This is a genomic window from Roseisolibacter agri, assembly GCF_030159095.1.
Classification (GTDB): Bacteria; Gemmatimonadota; Gemmatimonadetes; order Gemmatimonadales; family Gemmatimonadaceae; genus Roseisolibacter; species Roseisolibacter agri.
Window position 1 is genome coordinate 8,306 of sequence record NZ_BRXS01000007.1, and the last position, 18,416, is coordinate 26,721.

The following is an 18,416-nucleotide window of genomic DNA, read 5'->3' on the forward strand; positions in this document are numbered from 1 at the left end:
GCTCAATCCGTCGTAAATGAGGCGGTGGGGTGGCGGCGCCTTGCCCCAGAGGTTGCTCCAAACCCTGTGAACGTCCGTGCGGCCCAGCCCCAAACACGGGGCTGGGCCGCACGCCATTCGGAGGTCCTTCGTGGGGGCCGGGGCTTGGGGCAAGCACCGGCGGGTAAGCAGGTAGGGATGTCTGAGCTCTTGGGACGGGGCGCGCACGTCCGACCGCTCCTTGAGAGGGGGGCGAGACCAGTGTCGGTACGCCGGGCTACTCTGAGAAGCCACGAGCTGCCTCGGAACTCGCCCTTTCGTCCGGGCGAGCGCAGCCACACGTTTAGACCGTCAGGTTGAGCCCGGCGGCGCCGTCGGACTCCCGAAGCTGCTGCTCCCCGCCTTCCCCGTCCCTGTAGGCCAGCCGGGCTATCCCCCGACGGTATCGCGAGTGGCGATGTGAGCGGCGCCCTGGGTCTGCGGGCGCTTGCCCTGAGTCACAGGGCCGCCCCGCGCTCAATGCAACCGCATCGGACACGGTCGCGCCGGCGCTGAGCCGGACCACCCCGACCTGGACCGAGCCACTTCCTCCGCTGGTTTCCCCTCGCCGTTCCGCATGCTGCTCGAAGAGATTCACCGTGGGTTGAACCTGACCGGCGTCGAAGCTGACCAGGTGGTGCGCGTCATCGCCACTGTCCCCGTCGGCGACGGCGCCGTCCAACTGGTCTACGGACTGTCCGACGGTACCATGCGCGAGCGCCTGCTCCACGCGAGCGACGCCGCGCACCTGGCGCTCGCGACGGCCGAGCGCCCGTGGGCCTTCGACGGCGACGCCGCGGCCTTCCAGCTCGCGTGCGAGGCGAAGCGGATCGACCTCGCGTTCCTATTCGACCCGATGATGGCGGTGCACAGCTCCAACGTGGAGCCGCTCCCGCACCAGATCACCGCGGTCTACGAGAGCATGCTCCCCCGCCAGCCGCTCCGCTACGTGCTGGCCGACGACCCGGGCGCGGGCAAGACGATCATGGCGGGGCTCTACATTCGCGAGCTGCTGATGCGCGCCGACGCCAAGCGTATCCTCATCGTCGCGCCTGGGAGCCTCGTCGAGCAGTGGCGCGACGAGCTGTACGAGAAGTTCGACCTTGGCTTCCAGGTCTACTCCTCGGCGCTCGACTTCGCGTCGCCGAGCGGCAACGCGTTCGCTGACCACCACCAGCTCGTGGTGCGGCTCGACCAGCTCTCGCGCAACGAGGAGCTTCAGGACAAGCTCTGCGAGGCCGGCTGGGACCTCGTGGTGTTCGACGAGGCGCACAAGCTCGCGGCCCACTACTTCGGCTCCAAACTGGAGAAGACGGCGCGCTTCCGCTTCGCCGAGAAGATCGGCGCGCACACGCGCCACCTGCTGCTGATGACGGCCACGCCGCACAACGGCAAGGAGGCCGACTTCCAGCTCTTCCTGTCGCTGCTCGACAGCGACCGGTTCTACGGCAAGTTCCGCGACGGCGTGCACAAGGTGGACGCCTCGGACCTGATGCGCCGGATGATCAAGGAGGAGCTGGTCAAGTTCGACGGCACGCCGCTCTTCCCTGAGCGCAAGGCGTACACGGTCAACTACCAGCTGTCGGACACCGAGGCCGCGCTCTACGAGGCGGTCACGCAGTACGTGAAGGAGGAGATGGGGAAGGCCGACCAGCTGGAGGGGCGCCAGAAGGGCTCCGTCGGCTTCGCGCTCACCACGCTCCAGCGCCGACTCGCGTCGAGCCCCGAGGCGATCTACCAGTCGCTCAAGCGGCGCCGCGAGCGCCTGGAGCGCCGGGTTAGCGAGGAGAAGATCGGCGCGCGCGGGCGCTCGGCCCTGGCCAGCGGTGCGCTTCCCGGGGGAGGCCGAGCGGGTGGCACCCAGGCAGGCGGCATCCAGCCGACCGGTTTCCTCGCCGGCAACGTCGACATCCCCGACGACGACGAGGATCTGACGGCGACCGAGCAGGAGTTCCTGGAGGAGACGCTGGTGGACGAGGCCACCGCGGCCCGCACCATCCAGGAGCTGGAAGCCGAGATCGAGAGCCTGCGCATCCTCGAAGCGCAGGCCAAGGCGGTCGTCGCGTCAAATGAGGACCGGAAGTGGGACGAGCTGTCTGCGCTCCTCCAACACCAGCCGGCGATGTTCGCCGAGGTGCCCGGCGCTGACGGAACCAAGCGCCGGCGCAAGCTGATCGTATTCACGGAGCACCGCGACACGCTCAACTATCTGAGCGGCCAGATCAGGAGCCTGCTGGGGAACCAGAGCGCGGTTGTGACCATCCACGGCGGCACGCACCGCGACGAGCGGCGCCGGGTGCAGGCGCTCTTCCGGTCAGACCCGGACGTGACGGTGCTCATCGCCACGGACGCGGCAGGGGAGGGCGTGAACCTCCAGAACGCCAACCTGATGGTCAACTACGACCTCCCGTGGAACCCGAACCGGCTGGAGCAGCGCTTCGGGCGCATCCACCGCATCGGGCAGACGGAGGTGTGCCACCTCTGGAACCTGGTGGCCAAGGAGACGCGCGAGGGCGACGTCTACCATCGGCTGCTCCAGAAGCTCGAGGTCGAGAACGAGGCGCTCCAGGGGCGTGTGTTCGACATCCTCGGTGAGGTCTTCGAGGAGAAGAGCCTCAAGGAGCTGCTCGTCGAGGCGATCCGCTATGGTGATCTGCCCGAGGTGCGCGCCCGGCTCTCGACCAAGGTCGAGCAGGCGCTCGATCGCGAGCACCTGAAGGCGCTGCTCGATCGAAACGCGCTGGCCCAGGAGACGCTCTCCCCCGAGCGGCTGTTCGCGGTCAAGGAGGAGATGGAGAAAGCGGAGGCGCGCAAGCTCCAGCCGTACTTCGTCCGGCGGTTTTTCCTCGACGCGATGGCGACGGTGGGCGGGAGCGTGCAGCCGCGCGAGGCGGGCCGCTGGGAGGTGACGCACGTGCCCGCACTCGTCCGCGAGCGCGACCGGGTGATCTCGGGCCGGAACCGCCGCGAGCAGGAGCCGGCGCTCAAGCGCTACGAGCGGATCGCGTTCTCCAAGGACGCCGTCCAGCCGCTCGACCGGCCGGGGCTCGCCCGCGCGGTGCTCATGCATCCGGGGCACCCGCTCATGCTGGCGCTGAGCGACCTGCTCCTGGAGCGCCACGCCAACCTGCTCCGCCAGGGGGCGGTGCTCGTGGACCCGACCGACGCCGGGACCAAGCCGTCGCTCCTCGTGCTCCTGACGCACGACGTGAAGGACGGCGATGGGGCGACGCTCTCGCGCCGGCTCCAGTTCGTGCGCGTGGCCCCGGACGGGACGACGACGTTCGCGGGCTGGGCGCCGCACCTCGACTTGGAGCCGCTGGTCGAGGCCGACCGGCCGCTCGTGGAGCCGCTCCTGGAGGCGGCCTGGCTGCGCGCTGACCAAGAGCAGCAGGCGGTGGCACTCGCCTCGACCACGCTCGTGCCCGAGCACTACCAGGATGTCGCCGGGCGGCGAGTGGCGCAGGTGGACAAGACGCTCCACGCGGTGCACGAGCGGCTGACGAAGGAGATCCAGTTCTGGCAGGACCGCTGGCTCCGGCTCAAGGAGGACCAGGAAGCCGGGAAGGACGTGCGGCTCAACGTGGAGAACGCGCGCCGCCTGATCGCGGACCTGGAGGGACGGCTCGAGACGCGGAAGGTGGCGCTCCGGGCGATGCGCCACGTCGTCAACAGCACGCCCGTGGTGCTCGGCGCCGCGCTCGTCGTGCCGGTCGGCTACCTCCGACAGCAACGAGGCGAGGAACCGGCGGGCGACACGTGGGCGGCTGACGCTGCGGCCCGCGCGCGCGTGGAGCGGCTGGCGATGGAGGCGGTGTGCCGGGTCGAGCAGGCCCGGGGCTGCATAGTGTTGGACGTCTCGGCGCTCAAGTGCGGGTGGGACCTCACGGTCCACGCCCCGCTGCCGGTCGCCGGTCGCCCCGAGACCGGCGCCGCGCCTGCGTCGAAGGGCAGAAAAGCACCGCTCCCCGAATCACGGCACATAGAGGTGAAAGGCCGCGTCGCCGGGGCAACGACCGTGACGGTGACCCGGAACGAAATCCTCTACGCGCTCAACCAGGGCGAGAAGTTCGTGCTGGCCGTGGTCTTCGTACACCCGGACGACCGGACAGAAGGCCCTTACTACGTGCACCGGCCGTTCGACAGGGAGCCCGGCGCTAACGAGGCGTCCGTCAACTACGATCTGCATGGCCTGCTCGCGCAGGCGGAGCTTCAGGAAGCATGACTGCTGCGAACCACCCGGTGATCGCCCCGAAGAAGCTGATCGAGGTCGCTCTCCCGCTCGATACGATCAACGAGGCGGCGAGCCGCGAGAAAGCAATCCGTAGCGGGCACCCGAGCGCTCTTCATCATTACTGGGCACGGCGGCCGCTGGCGGCAGCGCGAGCGGTGATTTTCGCTCAGGTGGTGAACGATCCCTCGTGGCGTTGGGAGTACGAGAGCCCGGGTCAGGAGCCTCCGAGTCACCTGAAGGCAACTTGGGCGAAGAGCCGTCGCCGGCTGTTCGGAATTCTTCAGGACCTCGTTCGATGGGAGAGCAGCACCGATGCTGCACTGGTCGAGCGCGCCCGGAGTGAGATTCGGAAGAGCTGGCGAGAGACGTGCGAGGCTAATCGCGACCATCCGTTCGCGGCCGAGCTGTTCGACCCCGACGTGCTGCCGGCCTTGCACGACCCCTTCGCTGGTGGTGGCGCCATACCGCTCGAAGGTCAGCGACTCGGACTGGAGGCGTTTGCGAGCGACCTCAATCCGGTTGCTGTGCTCATTAACAAGGCGATGCTGGAGATCCCGCAACGCTTTAATCGTCGTCCGCCTGTCAGACCCGAAGTCGATACCCGTGCTCTCATTGAGAGGGAGTGGCACGGAGCGCAAGGTGTTGCAGAGGATGTCCGCTATTACGGCGCCTGGGTGTTGGAGCGCGCGCGCGAGCGAGCAGGGTTGATGTTCCAGGCCGCTCCGATCACCGCCGAAACGGTACGAGTCCGGCCGGACCTTGTGCCGTATGTGGGACAAACGCTTCCGATAATCGCGTGGATCTGGGCTAATACTGTCAAGAGCCCTAACCCCGCGTTCGCGCACGTAGATGTTCCTCTTGTTTCGACATACGTCCTCTCCGCAAAGAGCGGCAAGGAAGCGTTTCTCGTTCCCGTCGTAAGTGGGGACCAGTATCGCTTCGAAGTATGTGTCGGCAAGCAACCTACTGCGGACGCAAGAGCCGGAACTAAGTTGGGCCGCGGCGCGAACTTCCGATGCTTAGTGTCTGGCACTCCAATCTCAGGCGACTACATAAAGTCTGAAGGGAAGGCAGGGCGTATCGGATCACGGTTGCTCGCCATCGTCGCCGAAGGCAAGCGCGGACGAGTGTACCTCGAAGCTTCCGCTGCTGACGAGGCGCTTGCGGGTTCGTGCGACCCCGACTGGCGCCCAGACATCGAGATTGCCGGAAGCACTCAGTACATCGGTGTCCGACCGTACGGTGTTCTCACGTTCGGTCAGCTGTTCACTCCACGCCAGCTCGTCGCGCTCAACACGATCGCGGACCTCATCAGTGAGGCGGGCGCTAAGGTTCGCCGAGACGCTGCTGCCGCAGGGCTGGCAGATGACGACATCAGCTTGGGTGCGGGTGGAGGCGGCGCTAGGGCATACAGCGAAGCGGTTACGATTCTGCTTTCCTTTGCCCTAGACAAGTTGGCGGACCTCGCCAACAAGTCCTGTGCGTGGGAACCCATCGCGCAATGTCCGCGACACCTGTTCGGCAGGCAGGCCATACCAATGGTTTGGGACTACGCCGAAGGCAACCCGCTTGGCGAGAGTTCGGGATCGTGGAGTGTCATTGTCGATGGCATTGCGAAGGCCTTCTCCAACGCGTTCGGGACTGACCTCACGGTCCCCGCTGGCCATGCTGTGCAGGCAGATGCAGCAGAACAGCTCCTGTCGCTGAACAAGGTCGTTTCGACTGACCCGCCGTACTATGCAAACGTCCCGTATGCTGACCTCTCAGACTTCTTCTACGTGTGGGCGAGGCGGTCCCTACGTATTGCGCTGCCTGAACTCTTTAGCACCATTGCGGTCCCGAAGCAAAATGAACTCGTAGCGTTTCCACATCGTCATGCGGATGGGAAGGACGGCGCTGAGCGCTTCTTCCTTGCAGGGATGACGAAGGCGATGCAGCGACTTGCAGAGAGTGCGCACCCCGCGTTCCCGGTAACGATCTACTACGCGTTCAAGCAAGCCGAGACCGAAGATGAGGCGGGAACTGCAAGCACGGGATGGGAGACTTTCCTCGATGCGGTGATTAGAGCGGGGTTCTCAATCACAGGTACGTGGCCGCTGCGTACCGAGAACGAGAGTCGCCTCCGTGGGCAGGAGTCGAATGCTCTTGCCTCAAGCATCGCGCTCGTGTGTCGCCCGCGTCCTGCGGGGGCTGCGGTCACTTCGCGCCGAGCGTTCACGCGTGAGCTTGGGAAGATCCTTCCAGGTGCCCTCGACGCCATGACGCGGGGCGCGGAAGGTTGGGGTGCTCCAGTCGCGCCAGTCGACCTTTCCCAGGCCATAATCGGTCCAGGAATGGAGATCTTTACGAAGTATGCGTCGGTGCTGGAGGCCGATGGGCAGCCCATGGCGGTTCGCACGGCCCTTAGCCTGATCAACCGCTTCTTGGCTGATGACGACTTCGATGCTGACACGCAGTTCTGTCTAGCCTGGTTCGAGCAACACGGGTGGAACGCCGGGACGTTCGGTAGCGCCAACGTCCTTGCGCAGGCGAAGGGTACGTCGGTGGATGGGGTACACGCCGCTGGTGTGCTGAGATCGGGAGGAGGCGAGGTGCAGCTACTTCGGCCTGCGGAGTATCCGGAGCACTGGGACCCATCCAGCGACAGCAGGTTGCCAGTCTGGGAGCTATTGCACCACCTCGTCCGAGTCCTTCGTGCCGGTGGTGAGTTCGAAGCTGGAGTCGTACTTGGTGCAGCGCAGCCGAAGGCTGACTCTGTGAGGCAACTTGCTTACCGACTCTACACGCTTTGTGAGCGCGCAGGCTGGGCGGATGATGCGCGGCAGTACAACGACCTGATCACCAGTTGGGCAGCTATCGAGTCTGCCGCCCAGCGATCCCCCGTATCGCAGGCGCAGGTCAACCTCTTCGACGCATGACGAGTCCCTCACTTAAGCCGTGGCGCGAGATCGCTGTCCCGCACGAGGACGTACTCCAGGGCACGTTTCAACAGTCGGAGTTCGCGGCTGACCTGACCGCCGTCCACACCGGCAAGGCCGGTCCCGAGTACCAAGACCCCGTCGCCTTTTTCTCGCGCACCTTCATTACCGAAGGCATGCGCCTCCTGCTCACGCAGGTGGCGGCGCGCATCGCGGGCCGCGGCGGGGAGCCGGTCGTCCAGCTCCAGACCGCCTTCGGGGGCGGAAAGACGCACACGATGCTGGCCGTCTACCACTTGGCGACCCGCAACTGCGCGCTGTCGGATCTGGCGGGCGTGCCCGCGGTGATCGATCAAGCGGGGCTCCTCGACGTGCCGCGCGCACGCGTCGCGGTGCTCGATGGCACCGCCCACGCGCCCGGGCAGCCGTGGAAGCATGGGAAGACGGCCGTTCGCACCCTCTGGGGCGAGCTGGCCTGGCAGCTCGGTGGCGAGGAGGGCTTCGCCCTCGTGCGCGAGGCCGACGCGACCGGCACCTCGCCGGGGAAGGACGTGCTCGCCGCCCTCCTCCAGCAGTACGGCCCGTGCGTGGTCCTCATCGACGAGCTGGTGGCCTACGTCCGCCAGTTCGGCGAGGGGCAGACCCTGAGTGGTGGGACTTACAACTCGAACTTGTCGTTCGTCCAAGCGCTCACCGAGGCCGCCAAGCTCGTCCCGAACGCCATCGTCTTGGCGTCGCTCCCAGAATCGGTCGTCGAAGTCGGGGATCAGCGAGGCGTCATGGCGCTTCGCGCGCTGGAGAAGACCTTCGGCCGCGTGCAGGCGCTCTGGAAGCCCGTCGCTACCGATGAAGCCTTCGAGATCGTCCGCCGGCGGCTATTCGAGCCCGTGCGCGATACGAAGGCCCGCGACGCGGTGTGCCGCGCCTTCGCTGACTGCTACGTGGCCGAGGGCGCCAAGCTCCCGTCGGAGACGCAGGAGGGGCGCTATTTCGACCGGATCCAGCAGGCCTATCCCATCCACCCCGAGGTCTTCGACCGCCTCTACGAAGACTGGACGACCATCGACGGTTTCCAGCGCACCCGCGGCGTGCTGAAGCTGATGGCGAAGGTCATCTACCGGCTCTGGAAGGACGACCAGCGCGACCTGCTTATCCTCCCGGGCGGTCTGCCGCTCTACGACTCTGCCACCCGCGCCGAGTTCACGTACTACCTGCCGGCCGGGTGGGACCCGGTGATCGAGCGCGACATCGACGGCGACCGCGCCGAGACGACGGAGCTCGAGACCAAGGAGCCGCGCTTCGGCCAGGTGAACGCCGCCCGCCGGGTGGCGCGTACGCTTTTCCTCGGCACCGCGCCCTCCTCGGTTGCCGGTCGGAGCGGGACGCGGGGGCTCGACCGCGCCCGCGCGCTCCTCGGCTGCCTCCAGCCGGGGCAGGGCGCCTCAACCTATTCCGACGCGCTGAACCGGCTCTCGGACCGGCTGCACTACCTGAACACGGCCGGCGACAAGGCACAGGACACCGCTCGGTTCTGGTTCGACACGCGGGCAAACCTCCGGCGCGAGATGGAGGATCGGAAGCGCCGCTTCGACGACGCGACCGACGTACGCTCGCGCATCGCCGATGTGCTCAGGAAGTCGGTGAACGCCACGCTCTTCGACGGCGTGCACGTTTTCACCGCGCACGGTGACGTGCCGGACGACACGGCGCTCCGGCTCGTGGTGCTTCCGCCCGAGCAATGGTACGCGCGGGAGGAGGGGCGCCCCGCGACGGACGCCGTGCTGGAGGCGGTGCGCTCCAACGGGCAGAAGCCCCGTTACCGGGGGAACCGGCTGCTCTTTCTCGCGGCCGAGAATGGCACGCTCCCGCGGCTCCGCGACGCAACGCGCGTGGCGCTCGCGTGGGGCTCGATCGTGACGGACATCCGCGACGGGAAGCTCAACGTGGATCTGCTCCAGCAGAAGGCCGCCACGAAGGAGCTGGAGCTGGCCGAGGGGGCGCTCCCGCGCGTGGCGCGCGAGTGCTACCGCTGGCTACTGGTGCCGACGCAGGAGGCGCCGACCGACCGCACCGTGAGCGTCGAGGCATTCCCGCTCGCCACGAGCGGCGGCTCGATTGGGGCGGAGCTGGAGCGGGTGTGCACCGACAATGAGCTGGTGATCACCACCTGGTCGCCGATCCACCTGCGCACCCGACTCCGAGAGCTGTACTGGAAGGCGGACCAGCCGGATGTCGAAGCGCTGACCGGCTTTTGGGAGGACACGCTGCGGTATGTGTACCTCCCGCGGCTTCGGAAGCAGGAGGTGCTCGCGCAGGCGATCCGCGCCGGCGCGGCGACGCGCGACTTCTTCGGCGTCGCCTATGGACGGAGCGGCGAGGACTACGAGGGCTTCCAGCTCGGCGCGCCCAGCGTCCAGGTGGATTCGACGCTGCTGCTGATTGAGCCCGCGGCGGCGCTCGCCTACGAGGAAGCCAAGCAGAAGGTCGTCGTCCCGCCGACCATCATCGACCCGCCGCCTCCGGTTGGCCCTGACGTCATCGACCCTCCGCCTCCGCCCCCGCCCCCGCCCCCGCCCCCAGTTCAACGTTTCCGTGCCTACCACGGGACGGCGGAGGTGCGGGCGAGCACGGCGAAGACGAAGCTCGTCGAGCTGGCAGAGGAGATCATCGCAGTGCTGGCCAGTGATCCGACTGGTACCATCCGCGTCACGCTGGAGATCAGCGGGGAGTATCCGGCCGGGGTGTCGGAGCAGGTGCAGCGGGCGGTGTCGGAGAACGCGAAGATGCTCCATCTCAAGGTTAGCGAGTGGGAGATCTGACGTACTGCTGGGTGCGTTGTGATGTACGTTCCAAGACTGCCATGCGCGCCTCGTGGGCCGGTGGCAGAAAGGGCGCATGCAACAGCGTCGCCGCGGGAAGAGACGAAAAGTGAAGTGCATCGACCTTGTGACCCGTCAACATGACTCCACCGCCTCCTGCATACCAGAGTAACCCGGTTCATCAGAACGGACGGCCGGGTAGCTCGCAATGGTGGCTCAATGTCGCTGAAGAGAACGACTGCTTCGTTATCGCGTTCACCCAGGGTTGGGTCAGCACGCATGAGGGTTGGGGCTTGTGGATCGTCGATGGTCGAGCGGTGCATCTTGGGGTCATTCAGGATCACGTGACCCCTACGTTCTTCGCGAAGTTTGAGTGTAAGCGCCCGATGATGCCGTGGCACGGCTACCCGGAAGACCAGTGCCGGACTGACGATCGCCAGTGCGTTCCTGACGAGGCGATTCTGAGTGATTGGGAGCGAAAGGGCTATATCCGTCCGCAGGTAGCGAAGAAGGTCGGCCTTCACAAGCGGTGCAGGCTATGACTAGCGAGATCGATCTGGTCGCTCCGCCGGTGCGGATAGAGCTTCCTGGTGAGTTCTGGGACTCCCAGGTGTACGCGGGTGGTTTACTGCTCTTCACGCGCGAGGGGTCTATCCGCACGCTCGACTGGCGTCAGCTCGTAGCGGAGCTACCAATTGCAGAGGAGCTGCGCATCGTCGCGGATGCCGCGCTGCTGAGCAATCATCGCCTGTACGGGGCAGGTGCTCGCGAACTCATCTCCGACCCAGAAGTCCGATCGCTGCTGATGAGTAAGTTCGTGCGGCTGTCGCAAGCCGTTGTCTTGTGGGATGCTGCTTCAAGGGCTCGCGTCAGCGAATTCGAGAATCCTGTGCCGCACCCCCATAATGATTCGGAGATCCACTACGATCAGTTGTTCTTGGGTGGCACGAGCGGCCTTTACCAGATTGCAACTGATCCCGCGCGGCGCGGTAAGCGCACCCGTCAGAAGCGAAGTGATGTCGCCGTCCTCGACCTGGCTGCAGCCCATAAGACACTGGCTGTGGCTGCTGGCGCAGACGGTCTTTTCGAGGCTGTGATCACGGACACGCCTCATCGTGATCTCGCCCCACTTACAACCGTTCTTGAGGAGACGTGCTCCTCATGCGACTGGTCATTTGAGAGTCTGATCGCGAGCGGTCCTAAGAACCGACTCACGTTTGCAGAGTACGATCGGGTGCCTGCGTCGGAACCTCGCGCCGGTCGGCGAATCCCGTACGTCCGCAAGTTCGAGCAGCTACTCACAGAGTCCGACCTGTTCGGTTCAGAGGCAGGTGAGTCGGCGATATGTTGGGGTGCGCATGAGCGCGTATATCGAGCGCTCGGCTCGCGAGTAGAGACAGTGCGATATCAGCCTGGGAGAGCGACCGAGAACACCCCCGCGTTTTTGAGTCCGGAGGCACACCAGATTGACATGGCCGATAGCGGGCTCCCGCCGCTATCGGCCCGCACAGCCGCCTTCGGTAGTGTTCTCGAGCTGGATGATGCACTTCACGTTATTCCGACCCTGGGTACTTCGTTCACGATCCCCGGCGAGCCAGTCTCGTGGCGTGTGTTCCCTCGCTCGCGTGACTACCTCAACCACCTTCACATCGTGTACGAGGATCGATTGGTTATCTACGCCTTCACCCACGACTACTTCGCAGATCAGGACCGGAAGTGGTCGGGGTTCGAGGTCGGTCGATCCGAGACGGCGGTTAGAACGCGGCGCAAAGAATAGACGCGCTTCGCTTCGCGTTACCCTGTGATGCCTTCGACGCCGAAAACATCCAAAGAAGTCCGTCAGGTCCGCGGCTGTCGACCTGCGTACTTCTAGAGACCTCGCGTCGCGGCTGCTCTCGCGTGCAAGGCGCGGGCGTTGCGCACGTAGCGCATGACCGTATCCACACGCGCGTGGCCCGTTTAGTCCATGATCTCGTCCATGCGCGCGCCGGCCGCCGCGGCGCTCGTGACCCTTCCCCGCCGGGAGGGCAGGCAGTTACGGGTCAGGTGAGAGGGATGGGGCTGCGCATCGCAACAGGAAGTTGCGCGGGGTGCGCCATCCGAGCGCGCTGTGTGGACGGCGCGCGTGGTAATCGCGCAGCCAGCGTTCGATGCACTCCTGGGCGTCGGTGAGCCTGGTAAACCACTGCTCGTTAAGGCATTCGTCGCGCAGCCGGCCGTTGAAGCCCTCGACGAAAGCGTTCTCGACCGGCTTGCCGGGCCGGATGAAGACCAGATAGATTCGACGCTCGTGTGCCCACGCGAGCTTCGCGCGGCTGGTGAACTCCGGCCCGTTGTCGCACACGATGCTCGCCGGGAGCGCGCGGCTGCCGCGCATGCGCTCGAGACACGCGACCACCCCCCCGCCGCCAAGCGAGAGGTGGACGGCGATCAGCGGACACTCGCGGTCACGCGCTTCGGCGCCTGAAGTCGTCCATTACAGTCAGGAAGCGGAACACCCGGCCGTCGGCGAGCGGGTCGTGGACGAAGTCCACACTCCACCGCTCCCCCGGTCGCGACGGCGCCGGCGGTGCGACGCGCGGCACGGCCGCGCGGGTGCAGCGCCGGCGTCGGCGCACCGCGAGCAGCTCCTCAGGGTAGACCCGCTCGGTGCGCTTGTTATTGCGGACGAGCCCCTCGCGCTGCAGCAGCCGATGCAAGCGCGGCACGCCCCAGCGTGGGCGCTGCGCCACGAGAGCACGCAGGCGTGCGCGCACCGGCGCGTCGTTCTCCGCGTGGCGCGACGCGTACATATAGCTCGACCGGCCGATGGCGAGCAGCCGACACGCTCGGCTCGCGCTCGCGTGGCGGCTCGTGCGCAGCAAGGGGACCGCTCGCCGCCGTTGCTCCGCCGTCACCCCTTCCGTCCCACCACGTCTTTGAGCAGCGAGTTCTCGAGGGCCAACTCCGCGACGAGCTGCTTCAACCGCCGGCTCTCCTCCTCAAGCTGCTTCAGGCGGCGGGCCTCATGGAGATCTAGGCCGCGGTACTTCGCGCGCCAGCTGCGGAGCGTTTCCTTGCTGACGCTGTGCCATCGACATACCTCGGTCGCCCGCGCACCGCTCTCGGCCTCGTGCACGATGGCGGCGATCTGCTCATCCGTGAACCGACTCTTTCGCATCAGATCCGCGCGCCGCTTGGCAGGTCAGGACCCATAATGCACCGGCCTCAGCGTGGGGAAGGGTCACCATCTCTCTCTGGTCGGCGAGTCGCTGGCCGCCTCGTAACAGGGGCGGCGGGTGAAGACCCGGTTCCTGCGAGGGCGCGGTTGCTGGCGAAGCACCGGCACGTACGGCCGGTCGATCCACCGGCGGAGGGCGCGGCGGTCGACCGGCCCCGCCGATGCGGGCACCCGCCGCGACCGGCTGGCTCCACTACTGATCCTGTGAGCAGGCGCCGGAGCCGTTCCCAGCGCGTGAGCGCCGGCGGAGACGTTCGCCGCGCCCTGAGCGGGGCGGACCTGAGCCCGCGCGCTCCCCGAGCCATTCGATCGCGCGTGGCGAGACTGGCGCACCGCCCGTTCCGGGCCCGCGCCACCCGGAGGTGCCAGTCCATTGTGATCATGGTGGGCGACGGGCGCCTGCCGCTCGCCGGAACCGCGGGTCGTTCCCGTGCCGGCGCTCGGCCCCACTTGCCTCCCCTTCCGGATCACTCCTACCGTGCCCGCATGAGGTCGGTGGGCATGCGCCGGCGGCTCCGCGCCGGGTGCCCAGCGTTTATCCAACGCGCACCGTGCCTTCCTGCTCACCCGCACCAGCACCCCGACGTGCCGATTACGCAGAAAGACAAGCAGCAGCTCGACGAGCTGCATGCGCAGCACGGCCGCACCTTCGGCGGCAAGAAGGAGGACTACTTCGCGCTCCTCTATCTCACCCGCAAGTTCAAGGTGGAGCCCGAGGAGATCGCCCACCAGGTGGCCTTCGGCAACCGAGACTACGGTCTGGACGCCTACCACATCGACCGCAAGGCGGGGAACCTCTACCTCTACCAGTTCAAGTGGAGCGAGAGCCACGCCCTGTTCCGCGAGTCGATGGTGCGGCTCGCCGAAGCCGGGCTGCCGCGCATCTTCGGCAATCCCACCCAGGACCCGCTGCAGAACGAGTTCCTGCGCTATCTGGCGCAAGACCTGGAGGAGTGCCGCGGACTCATCGAGCGCGTCTACGTGCAGTTCGTGTTCAAGGGGGACCGCGACGCCGCCGAGGCGAGCGAGGGGCTCGCGAGCCGCCGGGAGGACATCGAGAACAAGCAGCACCTGCTCGAGGCGTACTTCGGTCGCGACATCACGATCCGGGTGGACGTCATCGCGGACCGGCCGGGTTTCCCACCACCCGCGCCGGTGCAGACGCACGCCGTTCAACTGCGCGACGCGGTCGTGACGACCCACGGCGACCGTCGGCTGCTCGTGGGCTTCATACGGCTGATCGACCTCCACGACATCTACCTCACCCTCCGGCAGCGCTTCTTCGACCGAAACATCCGCGCGGCGCTGTCGGCCGACAACGCGCCGAACAAGCGCATCCGCGGCGCCCTGGCGGACATCGTGTTGCACGAGAAGGAGGAGCCGGATGTCTTCGCCTTCCGGCACAACGGCGTGACCCTGGCGGCCGAGCGGGTCTCGCTCGACGGCGCCACCGCGACGCTGCACGTGCCGCGGCTGCTTAATGGGGCGCAGACCGTCAGCAGCCTCGCGCGGTTCCTCGAGGACCACGAGGCCCACCCGGGACTGCGCCGCGGGCGCGAGCGGCTCGAGCGCGTCCAAGTGCTGGCCAAGATCGTCGAGGCGGATCCGGCGAGCGAGTTCGTCGTCGAGGTCACAATCGCGAACAACCAGCAGAACCCCGTGCAGCCGTGGGCGCTCCGGGCGATGGACCGCCGGCAGGTCGACCTCGCGGACAAGTTCCGGGAGGACGTCGGCATCTTCTACTCCCGCCAGGAAGGGGCGTTCGAAAGCCTGTCGGACGAGGAGAAGCAGGATCTCGGTATCGAGGACCCGAAGGACGTCCGCATCCGGCCCCTCGCCCAGACATTCCTCGCGGCCCAGGGGGAGATCGACAAGATGTCGCGGCTGCCCGACGTCTTCGAATCTACCGCGCTCTACGAGGCGACCTTCAAGTCCGCGTACTCGCTCCCGAGCACGAACACGCGCAGCATCGTGCTCGCCTACAAGGTCGGGCTGGTCCTCAACAGCCCGTGGGAGAAGCTCCGCGAGGTCGCGCCGGCCAAGTACGATGCCCCGATCCGGCGCGCGAAGTCGCTCCTCTGGGCGCTGCTCGTGCAGGCGCTCCTCAACGATCCGAAGCTCGAGCACGATCGCGATCAGTACGGCGGCTCGCTCGCCAAGGAGCGGGCGTTTCGCGAGCGCCTTCAGGCGCTCACGACGTCGCGGGTGTGGCCCATCCTCCGCGAGGTGTTCGCCGCGCCCACGTACCAGGAGAAGCTGCAGCAGGAGAAGTTCGAGTTCCTCCGGACCAAGGAGGTCTACAAGCGCGCCATGGACGTCGCGTACACGAAGTGGAACTGGAGCCGACGGCCGCTCTGAACGCGCTGGCCAACGGCAAGTCGATTACGCTGCGCTGAGGGCGGACGGTGTCAGTCCGCCCTCCTCGACCTCGACGCGAATGCACAGGGCGCGACGCTCGACGACCGCTACCCTCCGAGGGGGATGAGGTAGCACGGGGCGGTCCGGTGGGTGGCGTGTCAAGTCGCCTGGCGCAGGCGGTAGCACGTGTGGTTCTCCCCGTCGAACATGCCCCAACGCTCCACCAGTGGTCATGTTCGAGTGCATCGCGACGGACACTCGGATCCCCTCGCGAACGGCATCCCGACGCAGCGTCTCACTTGAAGCGCTGCTGGATGTACTCGTGCATGTGGCTTGGCGGGAGCGCGGGCGAGGACGCGCCCGCGCGGATGTAGAACTCCTCGGCCGACCCATTCTGCAGGAACACCGGTCGGTCGCTGCGGTCGCACTCGACGACGAGCACGCGTGTTTCTCCGATGTCCGTGAATGCAGGCCGGAGACACGCGTGCACGCTATTCCCCAGGTACTTCTTCACCAGGTTGTCGAGGTGGAGAGCCAGCTTGTCCTCGCTTTCGAATCCATCGCGTTCCAATCCGATCGGCGCACCTGCGTCGTCGACGCCCACGAACAGCGTGCCGCCCTTTGAGTTGAGGAATGCGGCGAGGGTCTTCAGTACGGAGTGCTCCATCTTCGGGTCGTTCTGACCCGTATGCAGGTTCCTTCGCAGCGTGGACTTGAACTCCGTAAGTGGCCCCTCGCCACGACTGATCCGCGCCTCGAAGGTGTCCGCATCCGCCGGAACCGTCTCACCGTCGGTGAGGCGCTGGTACCCATCCGCGATGACCTTGGCGATCCCACGTCGCCGTGCCTCAAGGAACTTCGTGTACTCCATCTGCTCCCAGCCGGTGGGGAGCGCGTGCCAGTACGCCTGATCCGCGCGTTCCTTGGCGGTGTGACGGCTCCAGTACTTCGGGAAGTACTCCGACGGCGGCGTGTCGGAGATCGCGATGTTGTCATTCCATTCGACCAGCGCGTAGTTCGCGATCTGGTTCGTCTGCGGCGCCGAGGTGAAGCCGAGGCCTGACAGGTAGCTCTTCGGAAAGAGGTGGTGCCGTTCGGCCCCGGACTTCGGCGACTTGATGGACGGGTCGAGCACATCGCGGGTGCGTTTCCTGGAGAAGAGCACGCGCGCGTCCAGCACGTTCAGCGACGCGAGGTATGCGAAAAGCAGGGGGCTCGTGGCGGAGGACGTGTCGAGGCGGTTCGGAAGGGTGACGGCCCAGAAGTCCTCCGTGAGCTCCGCCGCCATCGCCCGCTCCGCCCAGGCAAGGAAGTCCGACGCCGACGCGGCAGAGCGCAGCCCGGCAAGGTCGCGCTCCATCAGCGTCTCGGGCGAGCCGCCGGTGTACCGAGACGTCACGGACGCCATGAAGTACCAGCGTCCGATGATCCGACCGAGCGTGTTCGGGTTGACCTTGAGGTCGATCCGTCCGATCAGGAAGAGGATGTACGTGTAGAAGACGGTCGTCTTGGAGCTGATCAGATTCGCGCCCGTGAAACCCGACTGCTTGAGGACGCCAAGGAAGTCGTGCCAGTGCGTGAGGTTGAGCGCATGCGCCTGCGCCTCCTGCAGCCGCGCGAACTGCTTGTCACGCTGCGACTCGCTGAAGACCTCCGTGTCCATGTCCTTGCCGCGGAGCACCGAGTACGCGGACTTGAGCCGTGCGCGGCGGAACGCCATGCCCACGGCGACGCGGAGGAGCTGGTCGGGCGAGGGCTCGACGAAGTGATTGTACGCGCTCGGACCCGACTTGCTGGGATGTCGCGCGGCGCGACAGAAGCTCTCCAACTCCTTGCGGCCGTCCTCCCAAAAGACCGACATCAGCGTCAGGATGAAGTCGGCTTGATTCAGCTTCTTCCCTTCGCTGTTGATCCGGACGAACACCTCGGCGACTTGCTCCTCGTCGATGTTGGCAGCGAGCTGCAGGACGGTGAACGGGTAGCCGGTGAGCGAGAACAGGCGCTGAAGGGCGGTTTCGCACGCCTTGCGCTGATCCGACGTTAGCTCGACTCCGTTCCGTTTCCGATGCGCCTCGAGGCGCTCGAGGTACTCGCCGACGATCCGGTACTGGCTCGCGTTCGGACCGAATAGCTCGGACACGTTGGGGAGGTACTCCGGGTCCCGGCGGATGGCGGCGTCGCAGACTTGGAACGTCCCGTCGGTGGGTCGGAACGCGATCTCGATCCGCTCGGTCTCGTAGTTCTCTCGCACCACCGGGATCCCCTTCAGCACCGCGTAGAGCGACGTGAGGCGCTGCTGCCCGTCGACGATGAGAAGGTGCGGGACCTTCTGGTGGCCGTTGGTACCGATCTGCTTCGTCTTCTCTCCGACTTGGTTCTCCCAGAACAGGAAGTACCCGACCGGGTAGCCGCGGTACATCGAGTCCAACAGGTCCCGCACCTTCGCGTTCTTCCACACGAACGGGCGCTGGATGTCAGGCAGGCCGATCTCGCCCATCTGGATGTCCTCGATCAACTTCGAGAGCGAGTAGCCGACTTCCTTGAAGAGCGTGTTGGTCATGTGGAGGGTGTCGAACGGCGGGAGGACGACGGCTTCGATTGCTGCCCGAGGAGCCCCTCGTCGGGCTGGTCGGTGAGCCAGTCGTTCGCGCGGTGGGGCCGCCGTCAGCGGCGTCGGGCGGGACCGGCAATGTTGTACGGCGCAGCGTTCCCCGAAAGACGGACGTTTGCCAACGTCGCCGAAGACTTTGGTGCGGGGCAGAGGGCTAATCAGCGGGGGACCGGAAAGACCCTCAGACCCCAGCACCCTCTGCGGCAGCCGCCATCAAGGGCCAACGGGCGCGGATCGG

General features: G+C 66.4%; 6 protein-coding genes and 1 pseudogene. 5 read left to right on the forward strand and 2 right to left on the reverse strand.

Features of this window, described 5'->3' with window-relative positions; translation table 11 throughout:
• Positions 1-595: 595 nt before the first annotated feature.
• The 4 genes from rosag_RS21255 (at position 596) to rosag_RS21270 (ending at position 11,766) form a co-directional block, all read left to right on the forward strand.
• The gene (locus rosag_RS21255; protein WP_284352183.1) at positions 596-4,243 is read left to right on the forward strand and encodes a helicase-related protein; all 3,648 of its coding nucleotides are present in this window, start codon (positions 596-598) and stop codon (positions 4,241-4,243) included.
• A complete protein-coding gene (locus rosag_RS21260; RefSeq protein ID WP_345784871.1) occupies positions 4,240-7,170 on the forward strand; it encodes a DUF1156 domain-containing protein in 2,931 nt (976 codons plus the stop codon). The genes rosag_RS21255 and rosag_RS21260 overlap by 4 nt, the downstream gene beginning before the upstream one ends.
• The gene (locus rosag_RS21265) at positions 7,167-9,989 is read left to right on the forward strand and encodes an ATP-binding protein (RefSeq protein ID WP_284352185.1); all 2,823 of its coding nucleotides are present in this window, start codon (positions 7,167-7,169) and stop codon (positions 9,987-9,989) included. Before rosag_RS21260 ends, rosag_RS21265 begins: the two co-directional genes overlap by 4 nt.
• Positions 9,990-10,527: 538 nt before the next feature.
• Complete coding sequence (locus tag rosag_RS21270) at positions 10,528-11,766, forward strand: hypothetical protein (protein WP_284352186.1); 1,239 nt, start codon at positions 10,528-10,530, stop codon at positions 11,764-11,766.
• Positions 11,767-12,024: 258 nt separating this feature from the next.
• Here rosag_RS21270 and rosag_RS21275 read toward each other — a convergent pair.
• Positions 12,025-13,152 (reverse strand): annotated as a pseudogene (locus rosag_RS21275) (IS3 family transposase).
• 642 nt (positions 13,153-13,794) lie between these two features.
• Between rosag_RS21275 and rosag_RS21280 the strand changes: the two are divergent.
• Positions 13,795-15,567: an AIPR family protein gene (locus rosag_RS21280; protein ID WP_284352187.1), complete on the forward strand. Its 1,773-nt coding sequence runs from the start codon at positions 13,795-13,797 to the stop codon at positions 15,565-15,567.
• Between the two features lie 295 nt (positions 15,568-15,862).
• On the opposite strand, the gene rosag_RS21285 is transcribed toward rosag_RS21280, so the two are convergent.
• Positions 15,863-18,127, reverse strand: coding sequence for a GmrSD restriction endonuclease domain-containing protein (locus rosag_RS21285; RefSeq protein ID WP_284352188.1), 2,265 nt, complete (start codon positions 18,125-18,127; stop codon positions 15,863-15,865).
• Positions 18,128-18,416: the final 289 nt, after the last annotated feature.

What these genes read in the sequence shown, in the direction of transcription:
- rosag_RS21255 (WP_284352183.1), top strand. Translation starts at nt 596, where the DNA reads ATGCTGCTCGAAGAGATTCACCGTGGGTTGAACCTGACCGGCGTCGAA.
- rosag_RS21260 (WP_345784871.1), top strand. Translation starts at nt 4,240, where the DNA reads ATGACTGCTGCGAACCACCCGGTGATCGCCCCGAAGAAGCTGATCGAG.
- rosag_RS21265 (WP_284352185.1), top strand. Translation starts at nt 7,167, where the DNA reads ATGACGAGTCCCTCACTTAAGCCGTGGCGCGAGATCGCTGTCCCGCAC.
- rosag_RS21270 (WP_284352186.1), top strand. Translation starts at nt 10,528, where the DNA reads ATGACTAGCGAGATCGATCTGGTCGCTCCGCCGGTGCGGATAGAGCTT.
- rosag_RS21285 (WP_284352188.1), bottom strand. Translation starts at nt 18,127, where the DNA reads ATGACCAACACGCTCTTCAAGGAAGTCGGCTACTCGCTCTCGAAGTTG.